Origin of the sequence: Micromonospora sp. ATCC 39149, from assembly GCF_000158815.1 — a bacterium.
GTDB lineage: Bacteria > Actinomycetota > Actinomycetes > Mycobacteriales > Micromonosporaceae > Micromonospora.
Genome location: NZ_GG657738.1, coordinates 1925393 through 1945433 on the forward strand (window position 1 = coordinate 1925393; position 20041 = coordinate 1945433).

The 20041-nt window shown below is 73.1% G+C and carries 14 protein-coding genes and 1 pseudogene; 3 read left to right on the plus strand and 12 right to left on the minus strand.

What is annotated here, in order from left to right; translation table 11 throughout:
- Positions 1-53 precede the first annotated feature (53 nt).
- The 11 genes and pseudogenes from MCAG_RS07850 to MCAG_RS07905 form a co-directional block, all read right to left on the minus strand.
- Complete coding sequence (locus tag MCAG_RS07850; protein WP_036372791.1) at positions 54-1280, minus strand: inositol-3-phosphate synthase; 1227 nt, start codon at positions 1278-1280, stop codon at positions 54-56.
- A gap of 422 nt (positions 1281-1702) precedes the next feature.
- Positions 1703-2895, minus strand: a pseudogene (locus MCAG_RS30555) (Gfo/Idh/MocA family protein).
- 53 nt (positions 2896-2948) lie between these two features.
- Positions 2949-4007 carry a substrate-binding domain-containing protein gene (locus MCAG_RS07865; RefSeq protein ID WP_007072429.1) on the minus strand — a complete coding sequence of 353 codons (1059 nt, stop codon included), beginning with the start codon at positions 4005-4007 and terminating at the stop codon, positions 2949-2951.
- Positions 4008-4167: 160 nt separating this feature from the next.
- The gene (locus tag MCAG_RS07870; RefSeq protein WP_007072430.1) at positions 4168-5301 is read right to left on the minus strand and encodes an ABC transporter permease; all 1134 of its coding nucleotides are present in this window, start codon (positions 5299-5301) and stop codon (positions 4168-4170) included.
- Positions 5298-6872 (minus strand): sugar ABC transporter ATP-binding protein, encoded by a 1575-nt coding sequence (locus MCAG_RS07875; protein ID WP_036372798.1) that lies wholly within the window; start codon positions 6870-6872, stop codon positions 5298-5300. Before MCAG_RS07875 ends, MCAG_RS07870 begins: the two co-directional genes overlap by 4 nt.
- Positions 6869-8047: an ROK family protein gene (locus tag MCAG_RS07880; RefSeq protein WP_036376630.1), complete on the minus strand. Its 1179-nt coding sequence runs from the start codon at positions 8045-8047 to the stop codon at positions 6869-6871. Before MCAG_RS07880 ends, MCAG_RS07875 begins: the two co-directional genes overlap by 4 nt.
- A 233-nt stretch (positions 8048-8280) precedes the next feature.
- Positions 8281-8817 carry a hypothetical protein gene (locus MCAG_RS07885; RefSeq protein WP_007072433.1) on the minus strand — a complete coding sequence of 179 codons (537 nt, stop codon included), beginning with the start codon at positions 8815-8817 and terminating at the stop codon, positions 8281-8283.
- Complete coding sequence (gene dnaG / locus MCAG_RS07890) at positions 8817-10691, minus strand: DNA primase (protein WP_036372801.1); 1875 nt, start codon at positions 10689-10691, stop codon at positions 8817-8819. The genes MCAG_RS07885 and dnaG overlap by 1 nt, the downstream gene beginning before the upstream one ends.
- An 80-nt stretch (positions 10692-10771) precedes the next feature.
- On the minus strand, positions 10772-11605 hold the full coding sequence (locus tag MCAG_RS07895; protein WP_007072435.1) for a siderophore-interacting protein: 834 nt from the start codon (positions 11603-11605) through the stop codon (positions 10772-10774).
- 55 nt (positions 11606-11660) lie between these two features.
- Positions 11661-12959, minus strand: coding sequence for a deoxyguanosinetriphosphate triphosphohydrolase (locus MCAG_RS07900; protein ID WP_007072436.1), 1299 nt, complete (start codon positions 12957-12959; stop codon positions 11661-11663).
- 12 nt (positions 12960-12971) lie between these two features.
- Positions 12972-13322 carry a VOC family protein gene (locus tag MCAG_RS07905; protein ID WP_036376633.1) on the minus strand — a complete coding sequence of 117 codons (351 nt, stop codon included), beginning with the start codon at positions 13320-13322 and terminating at the stop codon, positions 12972-12974.
- Between the two features lie 302 nt (positions 13323-13624).
- On the opposite strand from MCAG_RS07905, the gene MCAG_RS07910 reads away from it, so the two are divergent.
- Complete coding sequence (locus tag MCAG_RS07910; RefSeq protein ID WP_232290110.1) at positions 13625-14110, plus strand: roadblock/LC7 domain-containing protein; 486 nt, start codon at positions 13625-13627, stop codon at positions 14108-14110.
- Between the two features lie 103 nt (positions 14111-14213).
- Here MCAG_RS07910 and ppdK read toward each other — a convergent pair whose 3' ends face one another.
- Positions 14214-16922, minus strand: coding sequence for a pyruvate, phosphate dikinase (ppdK, locus tag MCAG_RS07915; RefSeq protein WP_036372804.1), 2709 nt, complete (start codon positions 16920-16922; stop codon positions 14214-14216).
- Between the two features lie 309 nt (positions 16923-17231).
- Here ppdK and MCAG_RS07920 point away from each other — a divergent pair, with 309 nt between their 5' ends.
- Together MCAG_RS07920 and MCAG_RS07925 are read left to right on the plus strand one after the other, a co-directional pair.
- A complete protein-coding gene (locus tag MCAG_RS07920; RefSeq protein WP_007072440.1) occupies positions 17232-19016 on the plus strand; it encodes a beta-N-acetylhexosaminidase in 1785 nt (594 codons plus the stop codon).
- A gap of 290 nt (positions 19017-19306) precedes the next feature.
- Positions 19307-19957, plus strand: coding sequence for a C39 family peptidase (locus MCAG_RS07925; protein WP_007072441.1), 651 nt, complete (start codon positions 19307-19309; stop codon positions 19955-19957).
- The last annotated feature ends 84 nt before the right edge of the window (positions 19958-20041 follow it).

The window sequence follows — 20041 nt, forward strand, 5'->3', positions numbered from 1 at the left end:
CACGGAGAGCCCGGCCGGGGCGCGTACCAGCTCGGCCAGGTCGGCGAGGCTGCTCATCCGGCACCGCCGGCCAGCGACGGGCCTGCCTCGGCGTGCAGGGTCGCGGCGAACGCCGTCAGCCGGGCCCACTGCTCGCCCAGCGCGTGGCTGGGGGCGCGGCCGGCGGCGACACCCGCGTCGGGCGCGGGGCGGGCGGCACTCGGCTTGGCGGGGTCGAGCGGGTCCTTGAAGAAGAACGCGAGGTCGACCAGGGGCCCGTGCCGGCCGGCGGCGTGCGCGGCGGCGGTGATCCGGGCCAGGTCGAGCACGAGCGGGGCGGCCAGCGCCGAGTCGCAGCCGTGCCAGGTGAACTCCATCCGCATGGCGGTGCCGAGGAAGCCGGCGAAGGTGACCAGGTCCCAGGCGGTCTTGAAGTCGCCCAGTTCCTCGACGTAGTCGATGCGGGTGTCGCCCTGCGGGACGTATCCGAGGATCTCGCCGAGGACCCGCTGCTTGCTGGCGACCTTGGCGGCGTTGGCGTCCGGCTCGGCCAGGGTGGCGCCGTCGCCGCCGCCGAGCAGGTTGGTGCCGGACCAGGAACGCACCGCGAGGTGCCGCATCGCGAACATCGGGGCGAGCACGGACTTGAGCAGCGTCTCCCCGGTCTTGCCGTCGTGCCCGGCGTACGGCAGGGCGTGCCGGGCGGCCAGCGCCGCGAGAGCGGGCAGCCGGGCCCCGGTCGACGGGGTGAAGTCCACGTACGGGCAGCCGGCGGTGAACGCCGCGTACGCGTACAGCGAGCTGGGCGGCAGCGCCTCCTCGCCGGCGGCGAGCGCGGCGGCCAACGCGTCGGGGTCGGCGTGGCCGGGGTGCGGGCGGGCGGCCGGTTCGGTGGCGGAGACGTTGACCACCACCACCCGGTCCAGCCGGTGCCGCTCGGCGAACGCGGCGAGGTCGGCGACGGCGGCGGCGGCCCGGTCGGCCTGGGTTCCGCCGGCCGGGGCGGGGCGCACGTCGTCGTCCACGGCGGCCAGCTCCTCGCCGAGGGCGGCGACCAGCCGGGCGGGTACCACCCCGGCGTCGGCCAGGGCCTCGGCGCGTTTGGCCAGTGGGGTGGTGGCCACGTCGTGGCCGCCGAACACCAGGTCGGCGAAGGAGGGCCACGCCGGGCCACGCAGCTCGGGTAGCTCGGTGACACAGCCGGTCGGGCCCGTGAGCCCGGCCCGCAGGGCGAGCGCCCCGACGACGCTGGTGGTCGCGACCGAGCCGCGCGCCCCCACCAGCCAGACACCTGTACGCATGGTGCTCCTTCCGCCAGGGTCCAACTATAGATGAGCATCGATGCGGCGGGCCCCGCCCGGCCGCCCGTTCCGGGTCCCCACGCCCGGCGCCGAAGGCGGCGACGACGGTGCCGGTCGGGTTCGCCGGATCGGGTGGGGCGGACGGGGCTGGCAGGCAGGGCCGGTCGGCGTCCCGTCCCTGTCTCCCCCGCATCCGTGGTGCGTGGTGCCCGGCCCTCCGGCGCGGCCGGGGAATCCCGGTCCGGCCGCGCCGGAGGCGCCGTCGTGCTGTCGTGCGCGCCGGGCGAATGCCCGCCGCCGCACGCCCTCCGGAGCCGACCTCGTCCCCGCCGCGGGGCGCAACCGCGGCGGGTCCCTCGCCGGCCGGTCCGGAAAAGCATCTGGCGGGCGGTGCCGGTGCGCTGTCCGGCACCGCCGTTCGGTCAGGCGGAAACCGCTTCAGACGTCGGCTCCTCGGCGGTCCACGAGGAACCAGCTCCGCCGAGCGTGTCACCGCGTCTAGGACGAGCTGGACCTGCAACCCTTCGGAGAACGATGGGGCCGGATCGGTGCCGGTGGCGATCGCCTCGACGAAGTCGCGCGCCTGGTGGGTGAAGCTGTGCTCGTAGCCGATGATGTGGCCCGGCGGCCACCACGCCGACATGTACGGGTGCTCGGCCTCGGTCACCAGGATTCGGGTGAAGCCCTGCTCGGCGGCGGGTCGCGTGGCGTCGTAGAACTCCAGCTCGTTCATCCGCTCCAAGTCGAAGGCCAGGGTGCCCAGCGAGCCGTTGATCTCCACCCGCAGCGCGTTCTTGCGCCCGGTGGCGAACCGGCTCGCCTCGTACGTGGCCAGCGCCCCGCCGTCGAGCCGGGCCACGAAGACCGCCGCGTCGTCCACGGTGACCGGCCCCGTCGCCGGGCCCTGCCCGTCGGCCGGGCCGTTGTCGGCTGCCTGCGCGGCCAGGCCGCTGTACTCCGCCGGCAGCGGACGCTGCTTGACGAAGGTCTCGGTGATCGCGCTGACGCCGGCGACCCGCTGCCCCGTGACGTACTGGGTCAAGTCGATGATGTGCGCACCGATGTCACCCAGCGCGCCGGAGCCCGCCTTGTCCTTCTGCAACCGCCAGACCAGCGGGAACTGCGGGTCGACGATCCAGTCCTGGAGATACGCCGCCCGAACGTGCCGGATGGTGCCGAGCCTTCCCTCGGCGACCATCCGACGCATCAGGGTGACCGCCGGAACCCGGCGGTAGGTGAAGCCGCACATGGACCGTGTCCCCGAGGCCCGCGCTGCGGCCGCCGCGGCGGCCATCTCGCGGGCCTCGGCCACCGTGTTGGCCAACGGCTTCTCGCAGAGCACGTGCTTGCCGGCGGCCAGCGCGGCCAGCGCGATCTCGGCGTGACTGTCCCCGGGTGTGCAGATGTCGACCACGTCGATCTCGTCGGACTCGACGAGACTCCGCCAGTCCGTGGTGTACGCGTCCCAGCCGAGCCGGTCGGCGGCGTCGGCCACCTTTGCGGTGTCCCGGCCGCAGACCAGCGCCATCCGGACCCGCGACGGCAGGTCGTACACCCGGTTCACGGTGCGCCACGCCTGTGAGTGCGCGGCGCCCATGAACGCGTAGCCGACCATCCCGACCCGCAGTTGACTGTGGTGAGTGGACAAGGTGGGTCTCCCCCCGTGTATCAGAACCCGAGCTTGAGGTAGTCGCTCGCGTTCTCCTTGGTGATCGTCTCGGAAGCCAGCACAATCTCCTTGGGCACCTGGAGCTCCACCAGGTCGGACATGCCCTTGCCCTGGCCGATGAGCCGGGCGAGCGAGATCGCGGAGGAGGCCATCGACGGGCTGTAGGTGACGGTGGCCTTCAGGACCGTGTTGTCGGCCTGGATGTCCTCCATCGCCTTCTTCGAGCCTGCGCCGCCGACCATGAAGAATTCCTTGCGGTTGGCCTGGTTGACGGCGGCGAGCACCCCGATGCCCTGGTCGTCGTCGTGGTTCCAGACGGCGTCGATTTTCGGCAGGGCCTGGAGCAGCCCGGTAGCCTCCTGCTGGCCGGAGTCCGCCGTGAACCGGGCCGCCCGGCGATTGGCCACCTTCAGGCCGTACGAGGCGAGGGTGTCGGCGAAGCCCTTCGAGCGCTCCTGGGTCAGCTCCAACTCGTCCATACCCGCGATCTCGCCGATGACCGGGGTGCTGACCCCCTTGGCCTTGAGCTGCTCGGCGATGAAGGTGGCCGCGGCCACCCCCATGCCGTAGTTGTCGCCCTTGATCTGGAGCCGGTAGGCCCGGGCGTCCGGGAAGGCCCGGTCCAGGTTGACCACGGGGATGCCGGCCTTCATCGCCTCCAGGCCGAAGGCGTTGAGCTCCTTGCCGTCGTGCGGCAGCAGCACGATGACGTCCGGCTTCTGGGCGATCAGGGTGGACAGCGCGGCCCGCTGGGCCGCCGCGTCCGCGCCGGCCTCGACCGACGTGAACTTCACGTCGGAGTACGCGCCGGCCTGCGCCTTGGCGTTGTTGGTGATGGCGGCGATCCAGCCATGGTCGGCGGCCGGGGCGGAGAAGCCGATGTTCACCTGCTTGCCGGGGGCGCTGTTGCCGCTGGCGGCGGTGTCGGCCGCCTTGGTCTGCGCGGCGGTGGGCGCCGCCTCGTTGCTGGTGCAAGCGGTGAGCAGCGCGCCGGCGCCGAGCGCGGCCCCGCCGAGCAGCAGCCGCCGACGGGACAGGTCCCGACTGTGCTGGGTCATGACGACCTCCTGGAGAGGGTGGTTGGCGGAAGAACGGTGTGGCGGGCCGAGCCACCGTCGGTACGACGGTTGCCGGGGTGGTGATCGGTGTGGTGCCTCGGGTGGTGGTGCGGGTGGGGTGCCCCGGGTCGTCAGGTGCCTCGGGTGATGCCCGGGTGGATCAGGTGGTGGTAAGGCGGTTCCGGCCGAGGAACTGGGTGAAGCTGCGGAACTGGAACTGCTGGATCAGGACGGCGGCCACGATGATCCCGCCCTTGACCATGTTCTGGGCCTCGGTGGAGAGGCCGTTGATGGCGAAGAGGTTGGTGATGGTGGAGAAGATGATTACGCCGAGCAGGGAACCGATGATCGTCCCCCGCCCGCCGCTGAGCAGCGTGCCGCCGATGATCGCGGCGGCGATCGCGTCCAGCTCGTAGAGGTTCGCCATCGCCGCCTGGGCGGAGTTGGCCTGCGCGGTCAGCATGATCGCGGCGATGCCGCAGCAGAGGCCGGACAACGCGTAGAGCAGCACGGTGTGCCGCCGGACGTTGATGCCGGCGAGCCGGGCCGCCTCCGGGTTGCCGCCGACGGCGACGGTGCGCCGGCCGAACGTCGTCCGGTTCAGCAGTACCCAGCCGGCGACCACCACGGCGGCGAGGATGTAGACCAGCAGGGGGATGCCGAGCAGGCTGGTGCTGGCGATCCCGTTGATCGTGCCGTTGCTCGACACCTGGGTCTGCTTGTCGGAGATCTCCGCCGCCAGGCCCCGGGCGGCCACCATCATGGCCAGGGTGGCGATGAACGGCACCAGCTTCCCGTACGAGACGAGCAGGCCGTTGACCAGGCCGACCCCCACCCCGACGGTGAGCGCCGTGAAGATCATGCCGCCCGTGCCGTAGCTCTGGGTCGCCAGCGTGGTGGCCCAGACCCCGGCCAGCGCCACGATCGCGCCGACCGACAGGTCGATCCCTCCACCGATGATCACGAACGTCATGCCGACGGTGACCACGCCGACGACGGACGCGAGCTTGAGGATGGTGAGCATGTTGTCCCACACCCAGCTCGAATTGCCGTACAGGTCGGGGCGGGTGGCCATGCCGATCACGACCAGCACCACGAGGACGCCGATCAGGCCGAGGTTGCGCCGGGCGCCCTCGCCGCTGCCGCCGCGCCACCAGGAGAGCCGGCCGGCTGCCCCGGCCCCGTGGCCCGGGGTCTTGCCGACCGCCGCCGTCGCGGCGGGATCCACGGGTGGGGACTGGGCCGGCAGCTCCGCCGGCCGGTCGGGTGTGGCGGTGGGGGTGGTATCGGTCATGCTGGTGCGCCTTCCATCAGCGACCCCGCCATGACGAGGTCGAGCACCGTGTTCTCGTCCAGTTCGCCGGCGGGCGCCTCGCGCACCATCCGACCCTCGCGCATCACCAGCACCCGGTCGGCCAGGCCGAGCACCTCGGGCACCTCGCTGGAGACCAGCAACACCCCGACGCCCTGCGCGGCCAGCCCCCGGATCACCTGGTACAGCTCGGCGCGTGCACCGACGTCCACGCCCCGGGTGGGCTCGTCGAGCAGCAGCAGCTTCGTGTCGCCGAGCAGCCAGCGCCCGACCACCACCTTCTGTTGGTTGCCGCCGGAGAGAGTGCGCACCGGCCGGCGCACGTCGCGGGGACGCAGCTCCAGGGACTCGGCGACGCGGTCCGCCTCGGCCCGTTCCCGCCCGGCGTCGGTGAAGCCGAGGCGGGCGAACCGCCCGAACGTGGCCAGGGTGACGTTGCGGAAGATCGGTTCGCCGAGCAGCAGCGCCTGGCTCTTGCGCTCCTCGGGGGCCATCCCCATGCCGGCCCGTACCGCCGCGCCGACGCTGCCCGGACGCAGCGCGCGCCCGGCCATCCGGACCCTGCCGGCGTCTGCGCGGCGGGCGCCGTAGATGGTCTCCAACAGCTCGGAGCGGCCGGAGCCGACCAGCCCCGCGATCCCGACGATCTCGCCGGCCCGCACGCGCAGCGACACCTCGGCGAACTCGCCGGCCCGGGTCAGCCCGTCGACCTGGAGCAGTTCCGCGCCGACGCCGGTGTCGGCCGGGCGGTCCGGGAAGACGTACTCGATGGTCCGGCCCGTCATCCTCGCGACCAGGTCGCCGGTCGGGGTGTCGCGCGCCGGCAGGTTCGCCGCCGTGGTCCGGCCGTCCTTGAGTACGGTCACCCGGTCGCCGATCTCGCGGATCTCCTCCATCCGGTGGGAGATGTAGATGACGGCGATGCCCTGCGCGGTCAGCTCACGGATGATCCGAAACAGGTTGCCCACCTCGTCGTGGGCCAGCACCGCGCTCGGCTCGTCCATGATGATCAGTCGGGCCTCGTGGGACAGCGCCCGGGCCATGCTGACGATCTGCTTGCCGGCCGCTGGCAGCGCCCGCACCATCCGCCCCGGCGGGATCTCGCCGTGGCCGAGCCGGCGCAGGATCTCCCGGGTCCGGCGGGCCATGTGGCCGCGGCGGACGAAGCCGGCCCGCCGCGGCTCGTGGCCGAGGAACGCGTTCTCGGCGACCGAGAGGTCGTCGACCAGGTCGAGTTCCTGGTAGATGGTGGCGATGCCGGCGCGCATGGCGGCCTGCGGGTTGGCGAACTCGACTGGCTGGCCCCGCCACTGCACCTGGCCCGAGTCGGGCCGGTGCACCCCGGCGAGGACCTTGATCAAGGTGGACTTGCCGGCACCGTTCTGGCCGAGCAGGCAGTGCACCTCGCCGGCCCGCACCTCGAGCTGCACCCCGTCCAACGCCCGTACGCCGGGGAAGGTCTTCACCACGTCGGTCAGCCGCAGCACCACCTCGCCCGCGACGGTGTCGGCGGGGGCCTCGACCAGCGGGGCCACGCTGTCGTCCTGGCTCATGACGCCTCCCCGAACGCCACGTCGCTGGCGAGCACGGCCGCGCCGGCCACCCCGGCACGCGCGCCCAACTCGGACAGGACGACCGGCAGATTGCCGGTGGCCAGCGGCAGCGACCGGCGGTACACCACACTGCGGATCTCGGCGAGCAGGATGTGGCCGAGCTGGGCCAGCCCGCCACCGATCACGATCATCGACGGGTTGGCGAAGCTGACCAGGCCGGCCAGGACGCTGCCGACCCGCCGGCCGCCGTCGCGGATGAGCTGGATGCAGGCCACGTCCCCCTCGACGGCGCTCTCGGCGACGTCGAGAGCGGTGACCGCGCCCCGGATGGACAGTCGCTCGGCCAGCGCCGGGGAGGACCCGTTGCGCGCGGCGGCGTTCGCGTCGCGGGCCAGGGCGGCCCCGCTGAACAGCGCCTCCAGGCAGCCGACGTTGCCGCAGGAGCACGTCGGGCCGTGCGAGTCGAGCTGGATGTGGCCGATGTCCCCGGCGCAGCCGTCGGTACCCCGGTAGACCTCGCCGCTGAGGTAGATCCCGCAGCCAATTCCGGTGCCGATCTTGACGAACAGGAAGTCGTCCACCGAGTGGGCGACCCCGCCGTGCCGCTCGCCGATCGCCATGATGTTGACGTCGTTGTCGACCACCGCCGGGCAGCCGTGCTCGCGGGTCAGCAGCTCGCGGACGGGAAACCGGTCCCAGCCCGGCATGATCGGCGGCGAGACCGGCACGCCGTCGCGGAAGCTGACCGGCCCCGGCACCCCGATGCCCACGGCGTGCAGCCGCTCGTACGCCCCGTCGACGCGGGCCTTGTGCAGCAGCTCGTTGACCCGCTGGAGAGTCACCTTCGGACCGTTGCGGATGTCGGCCGACTCCGTGTACGCGGCGATTGGCTCCAGCCGGCCGTCGACCACCTCGACGTCGATCGAGCTGGCCCCGAGGTCGACCGCCGCGAACCGTAGCTGGGGGTTCAGCTCGACCAGGGTCGATCGGCGTCCGCCCCGTGACGCCGCGAGGCCGGCCTCGGCGACGTAGCCGAGCCCCACCAGCCGCTCCAGCTCGGCGAGCAACCGGGGACGCGGCATCTGCAGCCGGTCTCCCAGTTCCGCCCGGGACACCGCCCCCTCGTCGCGGAGCGACCGCAACAGCCGCAGGTGCAGGGGCTCCACCGTTCGCACCGGCACTTCACCTCCACATCGAAGTCAGTCACATCGACGAAACCGCGACGTGTTGTGTCCGACACAGTAGGAGCGTTCCGTGGCCGCTGTCCAGAGCTTCAACCAATCCGACCGCAGCTTTCGTCCATTCAAACAAAAGCATAAAGCTGATCTAGTAAAGTTCGCCGCGTTCGCCGCGTTCGCCCGGAAGGCGCGGCCTCGCCCGGGTGCCCCGACGCCCGGGAGCCGGGCGGTCAGAGGTCCGCGGGGGCGGTGGCGGCGCGGGCGGCGGCAACCAGGCCGTCGGTCTCGGCGAGCACCGGCTCGTCGTCGGCGGGGGTACCCGGGTCGTAGCGGACCGTCCAGGTCAGACCGTCCACCCCGGGCACTCGGCGGGCGGCGATCCGGCCGGCGCCGCCGGGCACCGGGTGATGCTCGGTGTACGCCACCGAGCGGGTCACCCGCGCCCGCACCTGGTGGGGCAGGTCACCCGGTTCGAGCAGCAGGTACGTCTCGGCCGGGCCGTCGGCCACGACGAAGTACCCGGTGCGCTCGGCGACCCGCTCGGCCGGGGTGACGGTCAGCTCCCGCCCGGACCAGACGGCCTTGAGCACGTCGTGCCAGCCCAGCCGGGCGTCCCGCCCCGGCAGCCAGAGCCCGAGGTTGCTGGCGACCAGCACGCCGCCGCCCGCGCCGTCGCCGACGGCGGCCCAGGCCAGCACCCGCTCGCCGTCGGCCAGCGGCGGACGGGCCGCCGGGGGCAGCTTGGGCTTGCGGCTGAACAGCCCCATCACAGCCCTCCCGCAGCCTGTTCGCGTAGCGCCCGCGCGTGCTGCTCCAGCGACAGCAGCTCCCCGAACAGCGCGAAGTACTCGTCCTTGTTGCTCACCGGGTTGATCCGCTGGATCTTGGACTTCAGGTCCCTGACCCGGCCGGTCACCGAGCCCCACTGCAACCGGGCGATGGTCACCGAGACGTACCGGGGGTCCGGTTCGCCGTCGATGCGCAGCGGCTCCACGGCCAGCTCGCCCACCAGCGCCTGGGCGGCGAGGTCGGCGCAGGCGTCGCGAACCGCCTCGACCCAGACCGCGCCCTGCGTGGCGGCGGCGGCCCCACCGGCCGCCGCGATCGCCTCTCGCACGGCCACGTGCACCGGGTGGCGGTACGCCGCCGCGTCGACCGCGTCGAACATCGGCCCGGCCAGCACCGGTTCCTGGAGGGCGAGCTTCAGCGCCTCCCGCTCGACCAGCGACATCGGGCTGTCGGCGCCGGGCGCGGGCCGGGCGGCGCGGGCCGGTGCGGATGCCGTGCCCCCGGCGGGCTGACCGGAGGCGGCGGCGAGTACGGCCCGCTGCACCGGCTCGATCTCCATGCCGAGGTCACCGGCGAGCTTGCGGACGTACTCGGGGCGCTTCTCCCGGTCCTTGATCTTCGCGACGATCGGGGCGGCCCGGCGCATCGCCTCCACCCGGCCGTCGACGGTGTCCAGGTCGTACCGGTTGATCACGTGGCGCAGCGCGAAGTCGACAAGCGGCTCGCGGCGCGCGACCAGGTCGCGCACGGCCAGGTCACCCTTTGCCAGCCGCAGGTCGCACGGGTCCATGTTGTCGGGACTGACCGCGATGAAGGTACGCCCGACGAAGCGCTGGTCGTCGTCGAACGCGCGCAGCGCCGCCTTCTGCCCGGCGGCGTCGCCGTCGAAGGTGAAGATGATCTCGCCGGCCACGTCGTCGGTGTCCAGCAGCAGCCGGCGCAGCACCGAGATGTGGTCCGCGCCGAAAGCCGTGCCGCAGGTCGCCACCGCCGTCGGGACATCGGCCAGATGGCAGGCCATCACGTCGGTGTAGCCCTCGACGACCACCACCTTGCCCTGCTTGGCGATCTCCCGCTTGGCCTGGTCGATGCCGTAGAGGACGTGCGACTTCTTGTAGATCGGCGTCTCTGGGGTGTTCAGGTACTTCGGGCCGTCGTCGTCGTCGAACAGCCGGCGGGCGCCGAAGCCGATCGGGTCGCCGGTGATGTCCCGGATCGGCCACATCAGCCGGCGGCGGAACCGGTCGATCAGGGTGCCGGAGCGCGACGGCCGGGACAGCCCGGCCGTGACCAGTTCGTCGTGGGTGAAGCCCTGCTGGCGCAGATGCTTGGTGAGCAGGTCCCAGGCGTCCGGGGCGAAGCCGCAGCCGTAGCGCTGGGCGGCGGCCCGGTCGAAGCCGCGCTTGGCGAGGAACTCCCGGGCCGGGCGGGCGCCGGCCGTGGTGAGCTGGGCCTGGTAGAACTCGACGGCGGCGGCGTGCGCGGCCACCAGGCGCTGCCGTTGGCCCTGTTGGGGGCGGGCGGCGCGCGGGGTGGCCTGATCGTTCTCGACGTAGCGCAGTTGGATGCCGGCGCGGGCGGCCAGCCGTTCGACGGACTCGACGAAACTGAGGTGCTCGGCGTCCATCAGGAACTTGATCGCGTCGCCGCCGGCCCCGCAGCCGAAGCAGTACCAGACGTTGCGGGCGGGCGAGACGTTGAACGAGGGGCTTTTCTCGTCGTGGAAGGGGCACAGCCCCTTGAGGTTGCCACCGCCCGCCGACCGCAGCGTCACCGTGTCCGAGATGACCTCGGCGATCGAGGTGCGCTCCCGGACCAGCGCGATGTCCTCGTCCCGGATCCGCCCAGCCATTCGCCACCCCCTCGGCCCTACATCCTGCCCTGCCGGGGTGACCCGCGCGGCGTCGGGGGGACGGCGGGGCGGGCGGCACCTCAGACGGGCGCGGTGGCCTCGTCCGCCTCCACCAGCCGGTTCCAGTCGGGCTTCGTGGAGCGCCAGCCCTCGTCGTCCATGCCGCGCCGCCAGTAGCCGGAGATCGACAGCTGCTCCCGGGGCACGCCCCGCTCGACGCGCAGCAGCCGGCGCAACTCGCGGACGAAGGTCGCCTCGCCGTGCACGAAGGCGTGCACCTCGCCGGGCGGGAAGTCCAGCGCCGACACCGCCGCCACCAGCGCCTCGCCGACCGGCCGGTCACCCCGGTGCAGCCAGGTCAGTTCGACCGCGCCCGGGCTGGGCAGCGGTTGCTCCTCGGCGGCGTCGGCCACCTCCAGGAAGACCCGCGCCGGGGCACCGGCCGGGAGCCGCTCCAGGGCGGCGGCGATCGCCGGCAGCGCGCTCTCGTCGCCCACCAGCAGGTGCCAGTCGGCGTCCGGGCTCGGCGCGTACGCCCCGCCGGGGCCGACGAACCGCACCGGGTCACCGGGGCGCAGCCGGGCCGCCCACGGGCCGGCCACCCCCTCGTCGCCGTGGTGCACCACGTCGATGGTCAGCTCGCCGGCCGCCGCGTCCCAGGCCCGCACCGTGTACGCCCGCAGCCGAGGCCACTGCGTGGGGGGCAGGTCCCGGCGGATCGCCGCGAGGTCGACCGGCTCCGGGTAGGTCACCCCGTCCGGCGGAAAGACCAGCTTCACGTAGTGGTCGGTGTACTCGCCCACCGGCAGGCCGGCCAGCTCCTCCCCGCCGAGCAGCAGCCGGACCACGTGCGGGGTGGGCCGCCAGGTCCGCAGGACCCGGGCGGAGGTGACCTTCTTCGGGCGCTCCGTCATTGTCTTAGGCTAACCTAAGTTCCTCCGGCCGCCAGCGGCCGGGTCCGCGGGCGTTTCACTCGGCGAGCAGCCGCTCGTGCCAGGTCACCGCAGCCGGGTCGGTGAGCGAGGCGACCTGGTCGATCACCACGCGCAGCCGGGCGGCGTCGTCCGGCGCGGCCCGCCACAGCGGGGCGAAGACCGGGTCCAGCGCGTCGGGGGCCCTCCGGGTCAGTGCGGAGACCAGCTCGGCGAGGATCTGCCGCTGCCGCTCGTAGCGGCAACGGGCGCCCGGACGGCGCATCACGTAGCGCAGCGCCATCCCCTTCAGCAGCGCGCACTCGGCCCGGACCCGGCGCGGCACCACCAGGTCGGCCGCGTACCGCCGCAGCGGGCCGGGCCCGCAGCGCTCGCGGGTGGCGGCCACCACGGTCGAGACGAACCGGCCGGTGAGCACGCTGGTGGTCGCCTTCAGCGCGGCCTGGGCCCGGTGACTGCCGTCGTAGCCGGCGAGGGGGGCGAGCACCGGGTCGGCGAGCAGCTCGACGAGCACCGCGCCCAGGTCGGCCGGGGACTCCCCGGAGTAGGCGGCGGCCACGTCGGCGCAGAGCGCGGCCCGCTCGTCGGAATCGGCCAGCAGCGGGCTCAGGCAGACGTACCCGCCGTGGACGCCGTCCTCGACGTCGTGCACCGAGTACGCCACGTCGTCGGCCCAGTCCATCACCTGGGCCTCCAGGCAGCGCTGCCCCTCCGGCGGGGCGCCGGCGCGCAGCCAGTCGAAGACCGGCCGGTCGTCGGCGTACACCCCGAACTTGCCGCCCGCCCGGCGGCGCGGCCACGGGTACTTGGTGGTCGCGTCGAGCGACGCCCGGGTCAGGTTGAGCCCGGCGGAGCCGCCGTCGGGGCCGAGCACCTTGGCCTCCAGCCGGGTGAGCACCCGCAGCGTCTGCGCGTTCCCCTCGAAGCCCCCGCAAGTCGCGGCCAACGCGTCCAGCGCCGCCTCGCCGTTGTGCCCGAACGGCGGGTGGCCGAGGTCGTGGGCCAGCCCGGCGGTGTCCACCACGTCGGGTTCGCAGCCCAGCCGGGCCCCCATCTCCCGGGCGATCTGCGCCACCTCCAGCGAGTGGGTCAGCCGGGTACGCAGGAAGTCGTCGGTGCCGGCGGTGTGGACCTGGGTCTTCACGGCGAGCCGGCGGAACGCGGCCGAGTGCAGCACCCGCGCCCGGTCCCGCTCGTACGGCGAGCGGCCCGCGCCGGTGTCCTTGGCCGGCTCGTCGACCCAACGCGCGGCGGCGTGGTGGACCGCGCCGTCGTCGGCCCGGACCGCGTCGGCCCGGACCGCGTCGCCGGGGCCACCCCGGTGCTGGTCGCTCACCCGCACAGCGGCCTATCCGCGCTGTCTGAGCACGCGGAACTCGTTGCCCTCGGGGTCGGCCAACACCGTCCAGTCGACCTCGCCCTGGCCGACGTCGACGTGCCGGGCGCCCATGTCGACCAGCCGCTCGACCTCGGCCTCCTGGTCGGCCGGGCGCAGGTCGAGGCGCAGCCGGCTCTTGCCCTGCTTGTCGCCGGAGAGCGGCACGAAGACGATGCCCGGGAGGCGGTCGGCGGACTGCCGGATCTCCACCGCGCCCGGCTGCTCGGTCACCACCTGGTAGCCCAGCGCCTCGGCCCACCAACGGGCGAGCCGGGCCGGGTCCCGCGCGTCCACGGTGAGACTTTCCCAGACGCTGACCATGCGGTCCACCCTCCACCGGCGATACGACATTCTTCGCGCGAGCCCCAGGCTACGCCTGGCGCATACCGACGGCGCGGCGACGACTCCCCGCCCCCAGCCGGCGCGACAGTCCTCGCCCCGACGTCGCGCAACAGCCGATCAGTCGAGAGTTGTCGGCTAATTGCCGACCGTGACGGGTCGCGATCGGCAATGGCGACCGGTAGCGTTCCCAGAGCAGAACGTTACCGATGATCCGCACACCTGAATCAGATCCGGAACCCTGAATCGGACGACGGGAAGTGACGCTCGTGGACGCTGACACGGTGCTGGGAACGGAATTGCGGGGGCTGCGCCAGCGCCGACCGGAGGTCGCCGGGGGCGTACTCGCCGGCACCGACGGCCTGCTCATCTCCAGCGACCTGCCGGCGACCGACGCCACCCACCTGGCGGCCCTGGCCGCGGCCAGCTTCGGCCTCGGCCACCGGGTCGCCGACACGGTCCGGCACGGCGCGTTCCAGGAGTCGGTGGTGTTCACCGCCCGGGGCTGCGTGGTGACCTACCCGGCCGGCCGGCACGCGCTGCTGACCCTGGTCACCGGGGCCGACACCGACCTGGAGACCCTGCACCGGGAGGCCCGGGAGGTGGCCGCCCGGACCGGTGCGGTCTTCGACCAGCAGCGCAGCGCGCCCAGCAGCATGGCAGCGCTCGACCCGCACGCGCCGCTGGCCACGCGGACCCCGATGGCGACCCTGCCGGGGCGCGCCCCCAACGCGCCCCGCGCCACCAGCTGGCGACGCCCGCCGATCTGAGCCCGCCGGCCCCGGTGGGGATGCGTGCGGCTTCGCCCACCGGGGCCGGCGCTGGCGCGGCGATCGCGAGACACGGCCGCGCGGGGGCGTGGCCTGCCACGGTTCAGCGGCTGTCGGAGCCGGCCGTCTCGACCGCCGCGCGACCGGCCTCCAGCCGGGCCACCGGGACCCGGAACGGCGAGCAGGAGACGTAGTCCAGCCCGACGGAGTGGAAGAAGTGGACGGACTCCGGGTCGCCACCGTGCTCGCCGCAGACACCGAGCTTCAGCCCCGGCCGGGCGGCCCGCCCCTCCTCGGCGGCGATCCGCACCAGCCGGCCCACGCCGTCGCGGTCGATCGACTCGAACGGTGAGATGCCGAAGATGCCCAGCTCCAGGTAGCGCCAGAAGAAGGCCCCCTCGACGTCGTCGCGGGAGAAGCCCCAACCCATCTGGGTGAGGTCGTTGGTGCCGAAGGAGAAGAACTCCGCCGCTTCGGCGATCTGGCCGGCGGTCAGCGCTGCCCGGGGCACCTCGATCATCGTGCCGATCAGCACCTCGACCCCGCTGTCCCCGACCACCTCGGCGATGATCTTCTCCGCCTCGGCGCGTACCGTCTCCAGCTCCTGCACCGCGCCGACCAGCGGGACCATGATCTCCGGGCAGGCCGACGCGCCCTCGCGGGTGACCCGGACGGCGGCCTCGGCGATCGCCCGGACCTGCATGGCGAACAGGCCGGGAATGACCAGGCCGAGGCGCACGCCGCGCAGGCCCAGCATCGGGTTCTCCTCGTGCATCCGCCGGACGGCGGCGAGCAGCGCCTCCTCCTTGGCCACGTCCTCGCCGCGCTCCTGGGCGACGGCGAAGTCGACCGCGAGCTGTTCCAGCGGGGGTAGGAACTCGTGCAACGGCGGGTCGATAAGCCGCACGGTGACCGGCAGCCCGTCCATCTCGCGGAAGATCGCCACGAAGTCGTCGCGCTGCAACGGCAGCAGCGCGGCCAGCGCGTCGGACCGGTCGGTGTCGGTGCGGGCCAGGATCAGTCGCTCGACCAGCTCACGTCGGTCGCCGAGGAACATGTGCTCGGTGCGGCACAGTCCGATGCCCTGCGCGCCGAAGCGGCGGGCCCGGGCGGCGTCCGCGCCGGTGTCGGCGTTCGCCCGCACCGTCAGCCGCCGGGTGGCGTCCGCGTGGGTCATGATCCGGTGTACCGCCTTGACCAGCGCGTCGTCGGCCTCGGCCGGGTCGAGCGTGCCCTCGAAGTACCGCACCACCTCCGATGGCATGACCGGCACCTCGCCGAGGTAGACCTTGCCAGTGGTGCCGTCGATCGAGATGACGTCGCCCTCGCTCACGGACTGCCCGGCGACGGTGAGCCGCCTCGCCGGCACGTTGACATCGATCTCGTCGGCACCGGACACGCAGGTCTTGCCCATTCCCCGGGCGACCACTGCGGCGTGGCTGGTCTTGCCGCCGCGCGAGGTGAGGATGCCCCTCGCGGCGATCATGCCGTCGAGGTCGTCGGGGTTGGTCTCCCGGCGGACCAGAATCACCGCCTCGCCCTCGCCGGCCAGCTCGACGGCGCGGGCGGAAGTGAAGACCACCTTGCCGGACGCCGCGCCCGGCGACGCCCCGACCCCCTTGGCCACCGGCTCGAAGCCGTGGTCGAGCCGGAACCGGGGGAACATCAGCTGGGCGAGCTGCGCGCCGTTGACTCGATGCAGCGCCTCGTCGAGGTCGATCAGGCCCTCGTCGACGAGCTGGCCGGCGATGACGAACGCTGCCGCTGCGGTGCGCTTGCCGACCCGGGTCTGGAGCATCCACAGCTTGCCGCGCTCGATGGTGAACTCGATGTCGCAGAGGTCCCGATAGTGCCCCTCCAGCCGGGCCATGATGCCCAGCAGCTCGTCGTAGGACCTCTTGTCGATGCTCTCCAGCTCCTGCAACGGCACGGTGTTGCGGATACCGGCGACGACGTCCTCGCCCTGCGCGTTGGCCAGGTAGTCGCCGTAGATGCCCTGCGCGCCGCTGGCCGGGTCGCGGGTGAAGGCCACGCCGGTGCCGGAGTCCGGGCCGAGGTTGCCGAAGACCATGGCCACCACGTTGACCGCGGTGCCGAGGTCGGCGGGGATGCGCTCCTGGCGGCGGTAGAGCACCGCGCGCTCGGCGTTCCACGACTCGAACACCGCGCGGATGGCCAGGTCGAGCTGCTCGCGCGGGGACTGCGGGAAGTCGCGGCCGGTGTGCTTGAGGAAGATCTTCTTGTACGCGTCGACCAGCCCGTGCAGGTCGTCGGCGTCCAGGTCGAGATCGTCGGTGGTGCCCCGGGCACGCTTGGCCTCGTCGAGCACGTGCTCGAACTCCTCGCCCGGCACCTCGCAGACGGTCTTGCCGAACATCTGGATCAGCCGGCGGTAGGAGTCCCAGGCGAACCGTTCGTTGCCGCCGGCCCGCGCGGCGAGCCCGACGACGCTGCGGTCGTTGAGGCCGACGTTGAGTACGGTCTCCATCATGCCGGGCATGGAGAACTTCGCCCCGGAGCGTACGGAGACCAGCAGCGGGTCGTCGGGGTCGCCGAGCCGACGGCCCATGCCCCGCTCCAGCGACTCCAGGTGCGCCTCGATCTGACCGGCCAGCCCCGCCGGCTCCTCCCCGGTGGCGAGGTACGCCTTGCACGCCTCGGTGGTGATGGTGAATCCGGGCGGCACCGGCAGGCCGAGATTCGTCATCTCGGCCAGGTTGGCCCCCTTGCCGCCGAGCAGGTCCTTCAGGTCCCTGTTGCCCTCGGCGAAGTCGTAGACGTACTTGTGATCGACCGTCTCTTGCGTTGCCACCAGAGCCTCCCACGCGCGCCGGAACAAACACTTAACGAAGGTTCAGTTCGCTGATACCCCAGGGCCGACCACCGCCAATCCGGTGCCATCGCGATCGATGGGCGAAGGCTAAGCGAATATCGCGTGACCTGGGACTACTTGGTGACAATCGGCACAGCCATCACGACTGTCCGCGTCCGTACCGGTTTTTGGGAACGTTTCCACGCACACGATCACGCAATTCTCAACCCCCCTCGTACTCTTGACCGCACCGGTTCTGCCGAACCTCACCTTTGCCATATCCCTCGCGAATACACCCGGAGCCAGCACGTGCCGCCCACCCCGTCCCGCACCCCCGAAACCGGCCGGGAACCGCTCGACCCGACCGGTCCGGCCGTCGACCCCACCGGCACCGCCGCCCACGAGCCGGCCGCCGCCGACCTCGCCAGGGCTGCCGCGCGCGCCGCCACCGACCGACTCGTCCCGCCCGCCCCGGTCCGGCTGGGCGACGTCGTCCCCGCCCCGGAACGGGTCGAGCCCGCCCCTGCCGCCGACTTCACGCTGCCCGCCGACGCGGCCGTGCGGGTCAGCCCCGACCCGGCCGCCCGGGACGTCGCCGAACAGCTCGCCGCCCTGCTGCGGCCGGCCACCGGCTACCCGATCCCGGTGACCGACGCCGCACCGCCGGCCGAAGGGCTCACCCTCCGGCTCTCCGGCACACCCGGCGACGGCCCCGGCCCGGTCGCACCGACCGCCGGCCCCGACGGGTTCGCCCCGGTCGCGCAGCTCGGCGCGGAGGGTTACCGGCTCGACGTGACCCCCGACGCGGTACGCATCACCGCGGCCACCCCGGCCGGCCTCCTGCACGGCGTACAGACCCTCCGCCAGCTACTGCCACCCGCCATCGAGAGCCCGGCCCCGGTGGCCCAGCGGTGGTCGGTGCCCGGCGGGGTGATCGTCGACCGGCCCCGGTTCCCCTACCGGGGCGCGATGCTCGACGTGGCGCGGCACTTCTTCGGCGTCGCCGACGTGCTGCGGGTTATCGACCACCTGGCCCGGTACAAACTCAACCACCTGCACCTGCACCTCACCGACGACCAGGGCTGGCGAATCGCCGTCGAGGACTGGCCGAGGCTGGCCGCCGTCGGCGGGGCGACCGAGGTGGGCGGCGGACCGGGCGGGGCGTACACCCGGGCCGACTACCGCCGCATCGTCTCCTACGCCGCCCGCCGGCACGTCACCGTCGTCCCGGAGATCGACCTGCCCGGCCACACCAACGCGGCGCTGACCGCGTACCCGCAGCTCGCGCCGGGCGGGGTCGCGCCGCCGCCGTACACCGGCACCGAGGTCGGCTTCAGCTACCTCGACCCGGCCGACGAGCGCACGTACGCCTTCGTCGCCGACGTGCTCGGCGAGGTCGCCGCGCTCACCCCCGGGCCCTGGCTGCACATCGGCGGGGACGAGGCGTTCAAGGTCCCCGCCGACGCGTACAACCGCTTCGTGGAGCGGACGCAGGACATCGTCGCCGCCACCGGCGCGACGGTCATCGGCTGGCACCAGATCGCCCCGGCCCGCCACGCCGACGGGCGGGTCCTCCAGTGGTGGGGCACCGGGGGCGACGACCCCCTGGTGGCCGAGGCGGTCCGGCGCGGCGCCCGGGTGATCCTCTCCCCCGGCAACCACGCATACCTGGACATGAAGTACGCCCCGGACACCCCGATCGGGCACGACTGGGCGGGCCTGATCGACGTGGCCCGGGCGTACGACTGGGATCCGGGTACACACCTGACCGCCGTGCCGGCCGAGGCGGTGCTCGGCGTGGAGGCCCCGCTCTGGACCGAGTCGGTGACGTCGCTGGCCGAGATCGAGTTCATGCTGCTGCCCCGGCTGCCCGCCATCGCCGAGTTGGGCTGGTCGCCCCGGCGCACCCACGACTGGGCGTCCTTCCGCCGCCGCCTCGCCGGGCACGGCCCCCGCTGGAGCGCCGCGGGCATCACCTTCCACCCCGCCCCGGAAATCCCCTGGCCGACCCCTCACCCCACCGGGCTTCCCAGTTCCCGCCCCACAGCCCACCCGGCACCAACCCCGACCACCCCCACCGTCAACGCCACCTGACGCCGCGAACGGCCCGGACCGAAATCGCGGTGGGAAACGGCCCACCGGGGGCAGCCACCCCCGGCGGGCCGCCCCCCGATCGGGGCGGCTGTCCGGTTTGTCGGGTGGTGTCCGGTGGGCCGGGTCACCGTGGCGGTGGAATCGGGTCGGGGGTCGGGGCGTTGTATCTGGCATACGACCGCCGGTCTTCTGGCCCGCCTGGTCGTCTCCCTTTTCTTGATGTGTTCGCGGTGCCGCCGCACCCCCTGTTGGTGGCGCCGTTTTCCCCCGAGCAGAGGAGCACGCTGATCATGCGTACCGATCTGATTCGTAGGACCGCCCTGACCGTTGCCGGTATCGCCGCCACCGCCGGTGGGATCGCCGGCCCCGCGCTGGCCGCGCAGGCCACTCCCGCCGAGCGGGCCGCCACCGTGCAGGCCGAGCGCCGCCCGGCCGGCGACCGCGAGCTCGACGTGCGCTACGAGGCGCAGCCCAACTTCTACTACTGCGGCCCCGCCGCCGCCCGCAACGCCCTGAGCGTGCAGGGCAAGGACATCGACGTCGACACCATGGCCAAGCAGATGGGCACCACCGAGGCCGGCACCAACTCCATCAACGACATCACCCCCGTGCTGAACAAGGAGACCGGCCGCAAGGCCTACCACAGCACGGAGATCCCGGCCGACAAGGTCGACGGCAAGCACGTCGACAAGCTGCGCGCCGATGTCGTCCGCGCGGTCGACGACGGCCGGGCCGTGGTGGCCAACATCGCCGGCACCGCCACCGACACCGACGGCGTCAGCCACTCCTTCGCCGGCGGCCACTACATCAGCGTCGTCGGCTACCACGAGGGCGGCAAGACCGTGACGATCGCCGACTCCGCCAACCCGGACCAGGCCAGCTACCGCGTGGACACCGACGTCCTGGCCCACTGGATCGCCAGCCGCGGCTACGCCTCCTGACCACCAGACACGAAGGGCCCGACCCCTACCGGGGTCGGGCCCTTCGCCGTGGCAGCGGGCACCCGTCGCCGGGCCCGCTGGCGG